Genomic DNA, 13,134 nt, shown 5'->3' with positions numbered 1-13,134 from the left:
CACGACCACGATCAAGACGACGACGACCATCCGCACGACGACGCGTAGACGCGGCTGACAGCACCCCGCAGGGTGCTGTCAGCGTTCGCCGGGGGGCGGGGGGTTACGGCGCCGCAGGCGCGCCGCCCGTGCGTTGCCCGACGAGCACGGCGGTGTCGCCCTTCGACACGACGATCGCGCCCTTGTCGTGCACGAGCTGGTCCGCGGAGTCGACGCCCCGGAACTTGGTGTCCGCGGTGACCGCCTTGGTCACCGACACGCCGTCGGGCCGCTCGATGGTGACCGACGAGGCGGAGGCGGCGGTGACCTTCCCCCGGTCGACGGTCACGTTCTCGAAGCCGGTCTTGGTCCGCACGACGAGGTCGCCGTGGACCACGCGGCGCAGCGGACGGAGGAGGTGTCGACGCGGGTGGGCGGCGGCCGGTGCCGACGCGCTCGGCGTCGTGGTCGACGGCGTCGACGGGCTGTCCGCGGCGTAGGCGTACGCGCCTCCGGCCAGGACGAGGGTGCCGACCAGAACTGCGGTGAATCGCTTGAACATGGGAACCTCCAGGGCTCACGGGGACCGACGCTCTGTCGCCCACCGATTGCAGCTTGCGGCCCGGGGGTGATGGCCGTACCGGCGGCGGATGAGCGAACGATGATGGATCGCAGGCGATTCACAGCCTCTGCACAGCCTCCGCATTCGCTTCTTGTCGTACTCAGCCGTTCTCAGGACGGTTACGCACGACAAGAACGAGCCGGCGGAGTGATTCGGGGTCGGCGCGTCGTCGTTACGCTGCCGATGTGGCTCCTCCCGTCACGTTCCGGAACACCGAGTTGACCGTCGGGCTCGCGGTCCTCGGCGGCGTGATGGGCCTGCTGCTCCTCGCCTTCGCGGTGGTGGCCGAGGTGCCGGTCGTCGCGCGCGCCGGGGCGGCGGCCGTCGGTCTCGCGACCGTGTGGCTCTACCTCGGGCGAATGGCGCGGGCCTCGGTGCGCGCGTCCGACGACGAACTGGTGATCCGTAATCCGCTTCGCACCGTGCGGTTGCGGTGGCGCGAGATCGAGTGCTTCGAGACCCGTCTGGAGATGGGTGGCGTGATACCGCGTGTGGCACTGCGCGACGGGCGCAAGGTGGGGATGTGGGCGGTGCAGTCGCCTCGGCGGCGGCTCCGGCAGGCGGACGACACGGCCACGCGCGCGGTGGCCCGGCTCAACCGTCTTCTCGACGAGCGGCACCCCGGCGAGCGTTGACGAGCTCAGCCCCCGCGGCGCGCATCTCCTCGCGCGCGCCGGCACTCGACGCCTCGGCCACCCCGGCGGTGAGGTCGTCGAGGACCCTCACCGAAAAGCCCTCGCGCCGGGCGTCGAGGACCGTGGCTCGCACGCAGTAGTCGGTTGCGATCCCGGCCACGTCGATCTCGGTGATGTCGTGCGCTCGGAGCCACCCGGCGAGCGACGCGCCTTCGGAGGAGACCGCCTCGAAGCCCGAGTACGCCGCCGAGTACGCGCCCTTGTCGAACACCTCGTCGATCCGGCTCGTGTCCAGCGCCGGGTGGAAGTCGGCTCCGGGCGTGCCCACCACACAGTGGGGTGGCCACGAATCGGTGTAGTCGGGGTCGGCCGAGAAATGCGCGCCGGGATCGCGATGGTGATCGCGGGTGGCGACGACGGCGTCGTAGTCGTCGTCGTGCGCGGCCATGTGGTCGGTGATGGCGGCGGCCACGGGCCCACCGCCCACCACCGCGAGCGAGCCGCCCTCGCAGAAGTCGTTCTGCACGTCGACGACGACGAGCGCCCGCATGCTCCTTATCCTCGCAGCGCCGGTGGTCCCGGCTCCAGCAGCAGGGCTTCGGGCGGCAGCTCGGCGAGAGCTGCGACGTGATGCTGACGGATCTCCATGAGCGACGGACGGTGCACGACCTCCCCGCCGCGCAGGACCGGCACCTGGAGCGCACGGCCGATCGGCGCAGGTGAAGGCAGCAGGCGCTCGTCCCGCGCCCGGCCGTCGGCGTCCAGCACCCGGTACGCCCACTTGCGCCCGCCGGAAGTCTCCTTGCCGGGCGAGCGCTTCGACACCGGCACACCGGCGCGCGCCACGAGCTTGTAGATGAGCTCCGCGGTCGGCGCGCCCGAACCGGTCACGAGCGCCGTGCCCACGCCGTAGGAGTCGACCGGCGCGGCGGCCAGCCGCTCGATCTCGCGCTCGTCGAGATCACCCGACGCCACGATCCTCGTGCGCGTCGCGCCGAGCTCGTCGAGCAGGGCGCGCGCCCGGCGCGCGCCCTCCACCAGGTCTCCCGAATCGAGCCGGATGGCGCCGAGGTCGAGGCCGGCGACGTCGACCGCGTTGCGAATGCCCTGCTCCACGTCGAACGTGTCGACGAGCAGCGTCGTGCCGCGGCCCAACGCCTTCACCTGGGCGGCGAAGGCCGTCAGCTCGTCCGGGTGGGCGAGTGTGAACGCGTGGGCAGAGGTGCCCACGGTCGGTATGCCATACGTGCGACCTGCCTCGAGGTTCGACGTGGCGTCGAACCCGGCGACGTAGGCGGCCCGGGCCGCGGCGACGGCGGCCTGCTCGTGGGTGCGGCGTCCGCCCATCTCGATGAGCTGCCGGTCGCCGGCGGCCACGCGTATGCGCGCCGCCGCCGACGCGACGGCCGAATCGTGGTTGAGCACCGAGAGCACGAGCGTCTCGAGCACGACGGCGTCACCGAAGCGAGCCTCGACCGTGAGCACGGGGCTCTCGGGGAAGAACAGCTCGCCTTCGCGATAGGCGTCGACGTCGCCCGCGAAGTGCCACCCGGCGAGATGCTCGAGCGTCCGTTCGTCGACGATCTCGGCCAGGTGCTCGAGCTCGGCCGCGCCGAAGCGGAAGCGCTCGATCGCGTCGATTAGCCGGTCGAGACCGGCGACGACGCCGTAGCGGCGGCCCACGGGCAGACGGCGGGCGAACACCTCGAAGACCGCGTGCTCACCGGCCACCCCCGACTGGAGGGCGGCCTGGAGCATCGTGAGCTCGTACCGGTCGTTGAGGAACGCGGTGCTCGTCGACGACCTGCTTTCAGGAAGGGACGGCCTCACGGTACGACGGTCTACGCTGCCCGGGTGAGCGACACCACCGCGGAAGTCACCGATCTGCTCCAGCAGCTCATTCGGAACGCCTGCGTCAACGACGGCACGGCCGAGTCGGGGGGTGAGGCCCGCAGCGTCGACGCGCTCGAGTCGTACCTCGGCAGCACCGGGTTCGACGTCGAGCGCTACGAGCCCATGCCGGGACGGGCCAGCCTGGTGGCGCGCATCGAGGGCACCGATCCCGCCGCACCGACGCTGATGCTCATGGGTCACACCGACGTCGTGCCCGTCAACCCCGACGGCTGGCGGCGCGACCCCTTCGGCGGTGAGCTCGTCGACGGCGAGGTGTGGGGCCGCGGCGCCGTCGACATGCTGAACCTCACTACGTCGATGGCGGTGGCGTTCAAGCACCTGGCGGCGGCGGGCTTCCGTCCGGCCGGCGACCTGGTGTACCTGGCCGTCGCCGACGAGGAGGCGCTGGGCACCTACGGTGCCGGCCATCTCGTCGAGCGCGAGCGCGACGCCGTGCAGTGCGACTACGTCATCACCGAAGCCGGCGGCTTCCCGATCCCCACGCCCACCGGCAACAAGCTCCCGATCATCGTGGGCGAGAAGGGCACCTGGTGGGGCACGCTGCGCGTCAAGGGCACACCCGGGCACGCGTCGACGCCGTTCCGCACCGACAACGCGCTCGTAAAGGCGGCCGAGGTCGTGCGCCGCATCGCCGAGTACCGGCCGGAGACCGACATCCACGAGATCTGGCGCCGCTTCGTGACGGGCATGGAGTTCGGGCCCGAGCTGGAGGAGCCGCTCCTGCGGGCGGAGGGCTTCTGGGAGCTGTGCGAGGCCCTGCCGTCGGTCGGGTTGGCCCAGCAGGCGCATGCGTGCACACACACCACCCTCGCTCCGACCGTGGTGCACGGCGGCACCAAGACGAACGTGATCCCCGATCGCGTCGACCTGCAGGTCGACATCCGCACACTGCCGGGCCAGACGGGAGCCGACATCGAGGCGATGCTCGCCGATGTGTTGGGCGACCTCGCCCCGTCGGTCGAGATCATCTCCCCGGTCGACGACCCGTCGACGTCGTCACCGATCGACACACCGCTCTGGGACACGCTCGTGCGCGCCACCGAGAAGCTGTCGCCGGGTGCGAAGGCGGTCCCGTTCCTCACGGTGGGAGCGACCGACGCCCGCTTCTTCCGCCGAGCCGGCGCCACCGCATACGGCTACGGCCTGTTCAGCAACCAAATCGACTTCGACGCGTTCAGCACGATGTTCCACGGCGACAACGAGCGCGTCGACCAGGAGTCGCTGCGCCTGTCCACCGAGCTGTGGCAGGCCGTGGCCCACGATCTGCTCGTCGCATGAGCGGTCAAGCCAGGGTCGGCGAACCGCGCTTGACCCAGTCCGCGTAGGACGCGGCGAACAGCGCGGGCAGGCCACCCGTGTGGAGGAACACGACGCGTGCGTCGTGGGCGATGAGACCCTCGCGTCGGGCGTGCACCAGGCCCGCGAGCGCCTTGCCCGTGTAGACGGGGTCGAGGATCAACCCCTCGAAGCGAGCGGCGAGGTCGAGGGCGCGACGGCAGTCGTCGGTCGGCACCGCGTAGCCCGCGCCGAAGCGCTCGTGGTCGATGAGCACGGAGGCGGTCGGCGCGGGGAGCCCGGCGCGCGCCGCGGCCTCGACCGCCTTGGCCGGCACCTGCTCGTCGAGGTCGGGGCGGGTGCCGACGTCGACGCCGAGCACCCGCACACCGGCAGGGAGCCCGGCGAGCAGCCCCGCATGGGTGCCGCCGGAGCCGTCGGCCACCACCACCCAGTCGGGGTGACCCTCGAACTGGTCGAGCAGCTCGAGCGCACCGTGCACGTAGCCCAGCGCGCCCACGGCGGACGCGCCGCCGATCGGCATCTCGTACGGTCGCCGCCCTTCGTCGGCCAGCCGCGCACAGGTGACGCGGATCGCGTCTTCCATCGCGTAGTAGTCGAGGGGGCCGCCCCAGACGATCTCGGGAGCGAGCAGATGGTCGAGCACCACGTTGCCGGTGGGCGTCGCCGGCTCGTCGGCACCGAGCACGATCGTGCACGCGAGGCCGAGGCGGTTGGCGGCAGCGGCGGTCATGCGCACGTGGTTGCTCTGCCGTCCACCACCGGTGACGAGCGTGTCGCAACCGTGCGCGATCGCGTCGGCGCAGAGGTACTCGAGCTTGCGGGCCTTGTTGCCGCCCCCGGCCAGCCCGGTGGCGTCGTCGCGCTTCACCCACAGCGCGCCGGCCGTCATCCCGAGCCGGGCGCCGAGCCGCTCCATCGGCTCGAGCGGCGTGGGCAGGTGGGCGAGCCGGACGCGCCGTTCGAGGGGGTTCGCCATCGTCGGTGACGCTACCGTCGTACCGTGAGCGAGGCGCTGGCACGACTGGTCGCCGCCACCGAGGCGGCGCTCGGCGATCCTCGTCTCGCCGACGACCGGGCCCGTTGCGACGCCATCCGACCCGCGATGGAAGCGCTCCTCGTCGACCCGGCACCGATCCCCGACTCGGCACGCGAGCCGCTCGACGGTAAGGCGGTCGGCAACGTGCTCCACACCGACGCCCTCGGCCGCTTCCACGTGATGGCGGTCGTGTTCCCGGAAGCGACGTCCAGCGGGGTGCACCACCACGGCTGCTGGGGCGTGATCGGCTACCTGCAGGGGGGCGACGAGGAGACGCGCTACCTGCCGGCCGCCGGCGGCGGCGACACGGAGGACCGCGCCGACCTCGAGGAGGCGAGCCGCCACGTCTGGCACCAGGGCGCGGTCACCTACCTGTTGCCCGCCGAGGCCGACGGCGAGGGCTGCTGGCACCGCGTGCGCAACCCCGGACCGGGCACCGCGGTGAGCGTGCACGTGCTGTGCCGCACACCGTCCGACCATCCCCACCGCTTCTGGGACCGACAGACGGGCGCGGTGGTCCCCTACCCCTTCGTCGAGGCCGCACCCGGCCGCTGGCGGGCCGAGGTCGTCGGCCTGACCTGACCGGTTGAAGAGCTGCCGTGTCGAGCGGGATCTACAGGTAGGGCAGCGGGTCGACCGGCGTGCCGTACACCCGCACCTCGAAGTGGAGGTGGGGCCCGGTGCAGTAGCCGGTGCACCCCGACCGACCGATGACCTGGCCTCGCGTCACCCGGTCGCCGGGCGCGACGAGCAACGCGCTCTGGTGCCCGTAGAGCGTGGCCAACGCGTTGCCGTGGTCGATGACGGTTGCGTTGCCGTAGCCGCCGTAGGGACCGGCGAGCACGACGACCCCGTCGCCGGCGGCCCGGATCGGGGTGCCCGCGGCGACGCCGAAGTCGACGCCCGTGTGCATCCGCACGTCGCCGAAGATGGGGTGCACCCGCGGCCCGAAGCCCGACGTGATCGGCCCGTCCACGGGCCGGGCGAACAGGCCGCGCCGGGCGGGGGTCGCCGTCTCGCCCGCCTGCCGGGCACGCAGGAGCTCGGCCAGGTGGTCGGACGTGACCTGCAACGCCGCCAGCTGCGCCTCGAACTCGCCGCGGCGCGCCTGGATCTCGTCGAGCGCCCGGCCCTGGTCCGCCAGCTCGGCCCGGACCTGTCCCCGCAGGCCGTCGGCCTCCTGACGGTTCTGCTCGAGCGCGGCCTTCCGGCCTGCGACGGCGTCGCGGCCGGTCTGGGACGCGAGGCGCGCCGCCTCGGCGTCGTCGCGGAGCCGCTCGACCTCCTTGCCCAGCTTCTGCGCCCGGTGCAGGGAATCGGCCTGGGCCTGGAGCACCGCGCTGAGGTAGCTGCTCGACGCCGCGAGCTGCCGCATGTCGCGCACGTGCAGGACGAGCTCCGCGTAACGCCCGATGTCGGATCGGCCCATGTACGCGGCCAGCGCCCGGCGGCGGAGGTCATCCCTGGCCACGCCGAGCTGATGCCGCGCCTCGGCCAACCGGTTCTCGATCTTGGCGACCTGCGCCTGCTGCGCGTCGAGGCGTTGCTGCGCGGCGTCGAGGTCGGTCTGGACCGCCGCGATCTGCCGGTCGATCGTGGCCACCCGACCGTCGAGCGATCGGCGCCGGGCCGCGGACGCATCGATGCGGCCCAGGAGCGACGACTCCTCGGCGGACGCCTCCGCCACCTGCGCGCGCAGCGTGTCGAGCTTCGGGTCGTGCCGCGGGGTGGCGGGCGCAGCCCCGACCGGCGCCGGCCGCAGACCCAGGACGAACACGCCCACGATCACCACGAACCGCGCGGCGGTGCGCACCCCGTGTTTCACATTGTCCACTTTAGCCACACCAGCAACGAAACCGGACGCGGGCCGCGCCCGGCTGCCCGAGCTCGAGGACGGCGGCGCGGCGGGGCCGCTACACGTCGAGGAAGCGGGTGACGGCGAAGGCGGAGCCGACGGCTCCGACCATGGCGCCGACGAAGATCAGGAAGACGCCCGTGCCGGCGACGTCGGTGGTCGAGACCGCGAACTGGCGGAACAGCTCGACGTTGCGCACCGCGTGCTGGGCGAAGTTGCGGAGCACCCACACCACTCCGAACGCGGCGGCGGCCCCGGCGACGCCCTGGAACAGACCCTCGAACATGAAGGGGATCCGGATGAACCAGTTGGTCGCGCCCACCAGCTTCATCACCGCCACCTCGCGACGACGGGCGAAGATCGCCATACGGATGGTGTTGAGGATGAGCATCGACGCGGCCAGGAGGAGCACCAGCGCCACCGCCCACAGCATCAGCTGCAGGATCCGCGTGAACTTGAGCAGCGCCTTGATCTGATCCTTGGCGTAGACGACCTCCTCCACGCCGGCGCGGGCCTTGAAGCGCTCGCCGATCAGCTCGACCTGCTCGGCCTGCTGGGGCACCACCCGGTACGACGGAGGCATCTGATCGACGGTGAGGCTCTCCTGGAAGTCGGGCGAGTTCTTGAACATCTGTTGGAACTCGCGGTGCGCGGCCTGCTGCGACACGTACTTGATCCGCTTCACCTCGGGCATGGCCCTCAGCTCGCGCTCCACCGCCCCGCTCTCGGTGGCGGACGCGTCCGGCTTCATGAAGATCGAGAGCTCGACGCCGCCGCGCCACTGCAGCGTGGCCTTGTCGACGCCGCGCTTGAGCAGGAGCGCCCCACCGACGAGCGCGAGCGACACGGCCACCGTGAGCACGGCTGCCGATGTCATGAGGAAGTTGCGCTTGAGGTTGTGGAACGTCTCGCGTGCGACGTAGTCGACCTTGATCGCCATCAGCCCAAGCAGCTCCTAGGTGTACGCGCCGTAGACACCGCGCACCTGATCGCGGACGAGCGTGCCCCGGTCGAGCTCGATCACGCGACGGCGCATGGCGTCGACGACGCTGCGGTCGTGGGTGGCCATCACCACGGTGGTGCCGGTGCGGTTGATGCGGTCGAGCAGGCGCATGATGCCCTCTGACGTGCTCGGATCGAGGTTGCCCGTGGGCTCGTCGGCCAAGAGGATCAGCGGGCGGTTGACGAACGCGCGCGCGATCGACACGCGCTGCTGCTCACCACCGGAGAGCTCGTTGGGCAGGTTGTCGTGCTTCTTCGCCAGCCCGACCAGGTCAAGGATCTGCGGCACCTGCGATTCCACGACGTGCTTCGGGCGCCCGATCACCTCGAGCGCGAACGCGACGTTCTCGTAAACCGTCTTGTTCGGCAGCAGCTTGAAGTCCTGGAAGACGCAACCGATGTTGCGCCGGAGATACGGGACCTTCCAGTTGCTCAGGTTCGCGATCTCCTTGCCCGCGACCCAGATGCGCCCCGCGTCGGGCCGCTCCTCCTTCAGGAGGAGGCGAATGAACGTGGACTTGCCCGAGCCCGACGCGCCGACCAGGAAGACGAACTCGCCCTTCTGGATGTCGGCCGACACGTCGCGGAGCGCGACGACATTGCCCTTGTAAGCCTTTGTGACGTTCTCGAGACGAATCATGGAGAGGGGTGCGGGGGCGGGTTGGGGGCGCCCCGCCGAAGACGCCGGGCCGAGGTTAGCACCCACCGCCTACGCCAACGCACCTCGCGCCGGGTGAGGCACGCTTCGTGTCGAGGGTCAGGAGGACGCGGTCAGGAAGCCTGGCGGCGCCAACGCAACCACGCCTCCATGAACTCGTCGAGATCGCCGTCGAGCACCGCCTGCACGTTGCCCACCTCGTGCTCGGTACGGAGGTCCTTCACCATCTGGTACGGGGCCAGCACGTAGGAGCGGATCTGGCTGCCCCAGGCGACGTCGCGCTGTTCGCCCGCGAGGGCCTCGAGCTCGCGTCGCCGCTCCTCGCGCGCCTGCTCGGCCAGCTTGGCCGCGAGGATCTGCATGGCCCTCGCCTTGTTCTGGTGCTGGCTGCGCTCGTTCTGGCACGACACGACGATGCCGGTGGGCAGATGGGTGATCCGCACGGCCGAGTCGGTGACGTTGACGTGCTGGCCCCCCGCGCCCGACGATCGGTAAGTGTCGATGCGCAGGTCCTTCTCGTCGATCTCGACCTCGCCGCTCTCCTCTTCGATGAACGGCACCGCCTCGAAGCTGGCGAAGCTGGTCTGGCGGCGCGCGTTGGCATCGAACGGTGAGATGCGCACCAGCCGGTGCACGCCCTTCTCCGCCGACAGCAATCCGTACGCGTAGCGGCCGCGCACGATGAAGGTGGCCGACGTGATGCCGGCCTCCTGACCGGGCGACACTTCGTCGACCTCGAACGAGAAGCCGCGCCGCTCGGCCCAGCGCAGGTACATGCGCAACATCATCTCGGCCCAGTCCTGCGCGTCGGTGCCACCGGCACCCGAATGGATCTCACACACCGCGTCGCGCTCGTCGTGCTCGTCGCGGAAGAGTGAGCGCAGCTCGAGGCCGTCGAGCTCGGTCGCGAGTGACGCGACGGCCTCCTCGAGCTCCGGCGCGAACGACTCGTCGGACTCCTCGTGCGCGAGCTCGAAGAGCGTCTCGGCATCGGACACGCGCCGCTCGAGGCCGTCGAGCAGGTCGACGTCCTCCTTCACGCGGCTGTGCTCGGTCGTCACGCGCCGCGCGACCTCCTGGTCGTCCCACAGTCCGGGTCGCCCCACCTCCACGTCGAGCTCGCGCAGGCGCGCGCGCCGGCCGTCGATGTCGAGGTACGCGCCGGCCTCGGTCAACCGCTTGCGCAGCGCGCTCAGGTCGTCGGTGAAGTCGCGCATCGCCCTCTCAGGCGGTCACCGGGACAGCGTCCTCGCTCATCGGCCGTGGCAGAGCTTGAACTTCTTGCCGCTGCCGCACCAGCAGGGCTGGTTGCGTCCGAGCTTCTCGTGGTCCGCCTTGACGACGGGCTCCTGGATCACGTCCTCCTCGGGCAGGCCCGCGGCCAGCTCGGGGTCGCCGACCTCCTGCGCCTGCCGGGCCGCCGCCTGGATCATGCCGCCGCCGTCCTGGATCGGGTCGTCGGGCCCCGAGTACTGCACGTTGCCGACCGTCGAGTCGCCCTGGTCGACCACGACGTCGAGGTGCATGACGTACTTCACGAAGTCCTCGGCGATCGCGGTCATCATCGCGGTGAACATGGCGTAGCCGTCGCGCTGCCACTCGACCAGCGGGTCCTTCTGGCCCATGGCCCGCAGGTTGATGCCCTCCTGGAGATAGTCCATCTCGTAGAGGTGCTCACGCCAGCGCTGGTCGATGATCGACAACATCACCCGGCGCTCGATCTCGCGCACGACGTCGGGGCCGAGCTGCTCCTCGCGCTGGTGGTAGTAGCCGGTGGCCTCCGCCAGCAGGCTCTCGTAGACGTCGTCGGCCCGATCGGCCCGAGCCAGCTCCTCGGCGGTGAACTTGGTGGGGAAGTAGGTCGACGCCTCGGCGAGCAGGCCGTCGAGGTCCCAGTCCTCCTGGAAGTCGTTGGGGCAGAACGTGGACACGACCGCGCTGATGGCGTCGTCGAGGAACTGCAGCGCGTCTTCGCGCAGGTCCTCGCCGTCGAGGATCTGCTGGCGGCGCCGGTAGATCACCTTGCGCTGCTCGTTCATGACCTCGTCGTACTTGAGGACGTCCTTGCGGATCTCCGCGTTGCGGGCCTCAACGGTGTTCTGCGCCCGCTCGATCGCCTTGGAGACCATCTTCGCCTCGATGGGCACGTCGTCGGGGAGGGCCTTGCCCATCACCCAGCTCATGGCGCCCGTGGCGAACAGCCGCATGAGCTCGTCCTCGAGCGAGAGATAGAAGCGGCTCTCCCCCGGGTCGCCCTGACGACCCGACCGGCCGCGCAACTGGTTGTCGATGCGGCGGCTCTCGTGGCGCTCGGTGCCGAGCACGTAGAGGCCGCCGAGATCGCGCACCTTGTCGCCCTCGGCCCGGCACTCGTCTTCGTACTTCGCGAACAGCTCCCGGAAGCGCGCCTCGCTCTCGGGCGAGTCGGGGTCGAGTCCCTCGGCCGCCGCCTCGAGGCGGGCCATCCCCTCGGCGTTGCCCCCGAGGATGATGTCGACGCCGCGACCCGCCATGTTGGTCGCCACGGTGACCGTGTGGAGGCGCCCGGCCTGGGCGACGATGATGGCCTCGCGCTCGTGCTGCTTGGCATTGAGCACCGAGTGCGCGACCCCCCGCTTCTCGAGGAGGCGACTCAGGCGCTCGGACTTCTCGACCGACACCGTGCCGACGAGAACGGGCTGGCCCTTCTCGTAGCGCTCGACGAGGTCGTCGACGACCGCGCCGAACTTGGCGTCCTCGGTCTTGTAGATGAGATCGCCCTGGTCTTCGCGCACCATCGGCACGTTGGTGGGGACGGGCACGACGGGCAGGTTGTAGGTGTGGGCGAACTCGCCCGCCTCGGTCTCGGCCGTGCCCGTCATGCCGGCGAGCTTCTCGTAGAGGCGGAAGTAGTTCTGCAGCGTGATGGTGGCGAGGGTCTGGTTCTCCTCCTTGATGCGCACCCGCTCCTTGGCCTCGACGGCCTGGTGCAGGCCCTCCGACCAGCGCCGCCCCTCGAGCACGCGGCCGGTGAACTCGTCGACGATCTTCACCTCGCCGTGCTGGATGAGGTAGTCGACGTCGCGCTTGTAGAGCTCCTTGGCGCGCAGGGCGGCCTGCAGCTGGTGGACGTAGTTCGCCGACAGCTCGTCGTAGAGGTTGGCCACCCCGAGCGCGCTCTCGACCTTGTCGATGCCCGCCTCGGTGGGCGCGACCGTGCGCTTCTCCTCGTCGACGTCGTAGTCCTCGTCGCGCACGAGACCGCGCACGATGCTGGCGAACTTGTAGTACGTGGCCGCGGCATCGGCGACGCGGCCGCTGATGATCAACGGCGTGCGGGCCTCGTCGATGAGGATCGAGTCGACCTCGTCGACGATGGCGTAAGCGTGTCCGCGCTGCACCATCTCGTCGCTCGACATCGCCATGTTGTCGCGCAGGTAGTCGAACCCGAACTCGTTGTTCGTGCCGTATGTGACGTCGCAGGCGTAGGCGCGGCGCTTCTCCTCCGGGTCGTCGATCTCGGGCAACACCGTGGCGACGGTGAGGCCGAGCCACTGGTGGATCTGCCCCATCCAGAGCGCGTCGCGCTTGGCCAGGTAGTCGTTCACGGTGACGAGGTGCACGCCCCTGCCGGTGAGACCGTTGAGGTAGATGGGCAGCGTCGACACCAGGGTCTTGCCCTCACCCGTCTTCATCTCCGCGATCCACCCGAAGTGCAGCGCGGCCCCGCCCATCAGCTGCACGTCGTAGTGGCGCTGGCCGATGACCCGCTGGGCGGCCTCGCGCATGGTCGCGAACGCCTCGAAGAGCAGGTCGTCGACGTCCTCGCCCCGGGCCAGGCGCTCACGGAACTCGACCGTCTTGTGACGGAGGGCGTCGTCGCTCAACGCCCGCATCTCGGGCTCGAGCGCGCTGATGTCGGGCACCAGCGACTGCAGGGCCCGCTGCTTCTTGCCCTCACCCGCCCGAAGGACGCGGGTAAAGATCGACATGCGGGGCAGTCTACCGGCGGGGTGTCACGTTTCCGGTGCCTCCCGTGAGCAACGATGACCCCGTGGTGACCGTGATCGAGCCGGTCGGCCCGCGTCTGCGGGCGATGTCGGCGCCCGCCCGCGTCCTGGTCGGGATGATCGCGGCCTACGTGGCCGTCTTCGG

General features: G+C 70.6%; 12 protein-coding genes. 3 read left to right on the top strand and 9 right to left on the bottom strand.

Annotation, left to right across the window (positions count from 1 at the left end):
• Nucleotides 1-103: 103 nt before the first annotated feature.
• The gene (locus E6G06_07095) at nt 104-541 is read right to left on the bottom strand and encodes a hypothetical protein (protein TML92142.1); all 438 of its coding nucleotides are present in this window, start codon (nt 539-541) and stop codon (nt 104-106) included.
• Between the two features lie 245 nt (nt 542-786).
• Between E6G06_07095 and E6G06_07090 the strand changes: the two genes are divergently transcribed.
• Complete coding sequence (locus E6G06_07090; GenBank protein ID TML92141.1) at nt 787-1,236, top strand: hypothetical protein; 450 nt, start codon at nt 787-789, stop codon at nt 1,234-1,236.
• Here E6G06_07090 and E6G06_07085 read toward each other — a convergent pair.
• The gene (locus E6G06_07085) at nt 1,196-1,786 is read right to left on the bottom strand and encodes a nicotinamidase (GenBank protein ID TML92140.1); all 591 of its coding nucleotides are present in this window, start codon (nt 1,784-1,786) and stop codon (nt 1,196-1,198) included. The genes E6G06_07090 and E6G06_07085 overlap by 41 nt on opposite strands.
• 5 nt (nt 1,787-1,791) lie before the next feature.
• Complete coding sequence (locus tag E6G06_07080) at nt 1,792-3,066, bottom strand: nicotinate phosphoribosyltransferase (protein ID TML92139.1); 1,275 nt, start codon at nt 3,064-3,066, stop codon at nt 1,792-1,794.
• Nucleotides 3,067-3,090: 24 nt separating this feature from the next.
• Here E6G06_07080 and E6G06_07075 point away from each other — a divergent pair, with 24 nt between their 5' ends.
• Nucleotides 3,091-4,428, top strand: coding sequence for a M20/M25/M40 family metallo-hydrolase (locus tag E6G06_07075; GenBank protein TML92138.1), 1,338 nt, complete (start codon nt 3,091-3,093; stop codon nt 4,426-4,428).
• Between the two features lie 4 nt (nt 4,429-4,432).
• Here the strand turns inward: E6G06_07075 and E6G06_07070 are convergent, their stop codons facing one another.
• Nucleotides 4,433-5,425 carry a D-cysteine desulfhydrase family protein gene (locus E6G06_07070; GenBank protein TML92137.1) on the bottom strand — a complete coding sequence of 331 codons (993 nt, stop codon included), beginning with the start codon at nt 5,423-5,425 and terminating at the stop codon, nt 4,433-4,435.
• 24 nt (nt 5,426-5,449) lie between these two features.
• Here E6G06_07070 and E6G06_07065 point away from each other — a divergent pair, with 24 nt between their 5' ends.
• Nucleotides 5,450-6,067 (top strand): hypothetical protein, encoded by a 618-nt coding sequence (locus E6G06_07065; GenBank protein ID TML92136.1) that lies wholly within the window; start codon nt 5,450-5,452, stop codon nt 6,065-6,067.
• A gap of 31 nt (nt 6,068-6,098) precedes the next feature.
• Here E6G06_07065 and E6G06_07060 read toward each other — a convergent pair whose 3' ends face one another.
• From E6G06_07060 to secA, 5 genes are all read right to left on the bottom strand, one after another.
• Nucleotides 6,099-7,310: a hypothetical protein gene (locus tag E6G06_07060; protein TML92135.1), complete on the bottom strand. Its 1,212-nt coding sequence runs from the start codon at nt 7,308-7,310 to the stop codon at nt 6,099-6,101.
• Between the two features lie 88 nt (nt 7,311-7,398).
• Nucleotides 7,399-8,280: an ABC transporter permease gene (locus E6G06_07055; GenBank protein ID TML92134.1), complete on the bottom strand. Its 882-nt coding sequence runs from the start codon at nt 8,278-8,280 to the stop codon at nt 7,399-7,401.
• Between the two features lie 15 nt (nt 8,281-8,295).
• Nucleotides 8,296-8,982 (bottom strand): cell division ATP-binding protein FtsE, encoded by a 687-nt coding sequence (ftsE, locus tag E6G06_07050; protein TML92133.1) that lies wholly within the window; start codon nt 8,980-8,982, stop codon nt 8,296-8,298.
• Nucleotides 8,983-9,113: 131 nt separating this feature from the next.
• A complete protein-coding gene (gene prfB, locus E6G06_07045; GenBank protein TML92132.1) occupies nt 9,114-10,217 on the bottom strand; it encodes a peptide chain release factor 2 in 1,104 nt (367 codons plus the stop codon).
• A 36-nt stretch (nt 10,218-10,253) separates the two neighbouring features.
• Nucleotides 10,254-12,971, bottom strand: coding sequence for a preprotein translocase subunit SecA (secA, locus tag E6G06_07040; protein TML92131.1), 2,718 nt, complete (start codon nt 12,969-12,971; stop codon nt 10,254-10,256).
• Nucleotides 12,972-13,134: the final 163 nt, after the last annotated feature.

The organism is Actinomycetota bacterium (genome assembly GCA_005888325.1).
Lineage (GTDB): Bacteria > Actinomycetota > Acidimicrobiia > Acidimicrobiales > AC-14 > AC-14.
Note: the sequence above shows the minus strand (reverse complement) of the source record. Positions and strands in the feature narration are given on the sequence as shown.

Coding starts and splice junctions, on each gene's coding strand:
- E6G06_07095 (TML92142.1), bottom strand. CDS start 541: ATGTTCAAGCGATTCACCGCAGTTCTGGTCGGCACCCTCGTCCTGGCC.
- E6G06_07085 (TML92140.1), bottom strand. CDS start 1,786: ATGCGGGCGCTCGTCGTCGTCGACGTGCAGAACGACTTCTGCGAGGGC.
- E6G06_07070 (TML92137.1), bottom strand. CDS start 5,425: ATGGCGAACCCCCTCGAACGGCGCGTCCGGCTCGCCCACCTGCCCACG.
- E6G06_07055 (TML92134.1), bottom strand. CDS start 8,280: ATGGCGATCAAGGTCGACTACGTCGCACGCGAGACGTTCCACAACCTC.
- ftsE (TML92133.1), bottom strand. CDS start 8,982: ATGATTCGTCTCGAGAACGTCACAAAGGCTTACAAGGGCAATGTCGTC.
- prfB (TML92132.1), bottom strand. CDS start 10,217: ATGCGCGACTTCACCGACGACCTGAGCGCGCTGCGCAAGCGGTTGACC.
- secA (TML92131.1), bottom strand. CDS start 12,971: ATGTCGATCTTTACCCGCGTCCTTCGGGCGGGTGAGGGCAAGAAGCAG.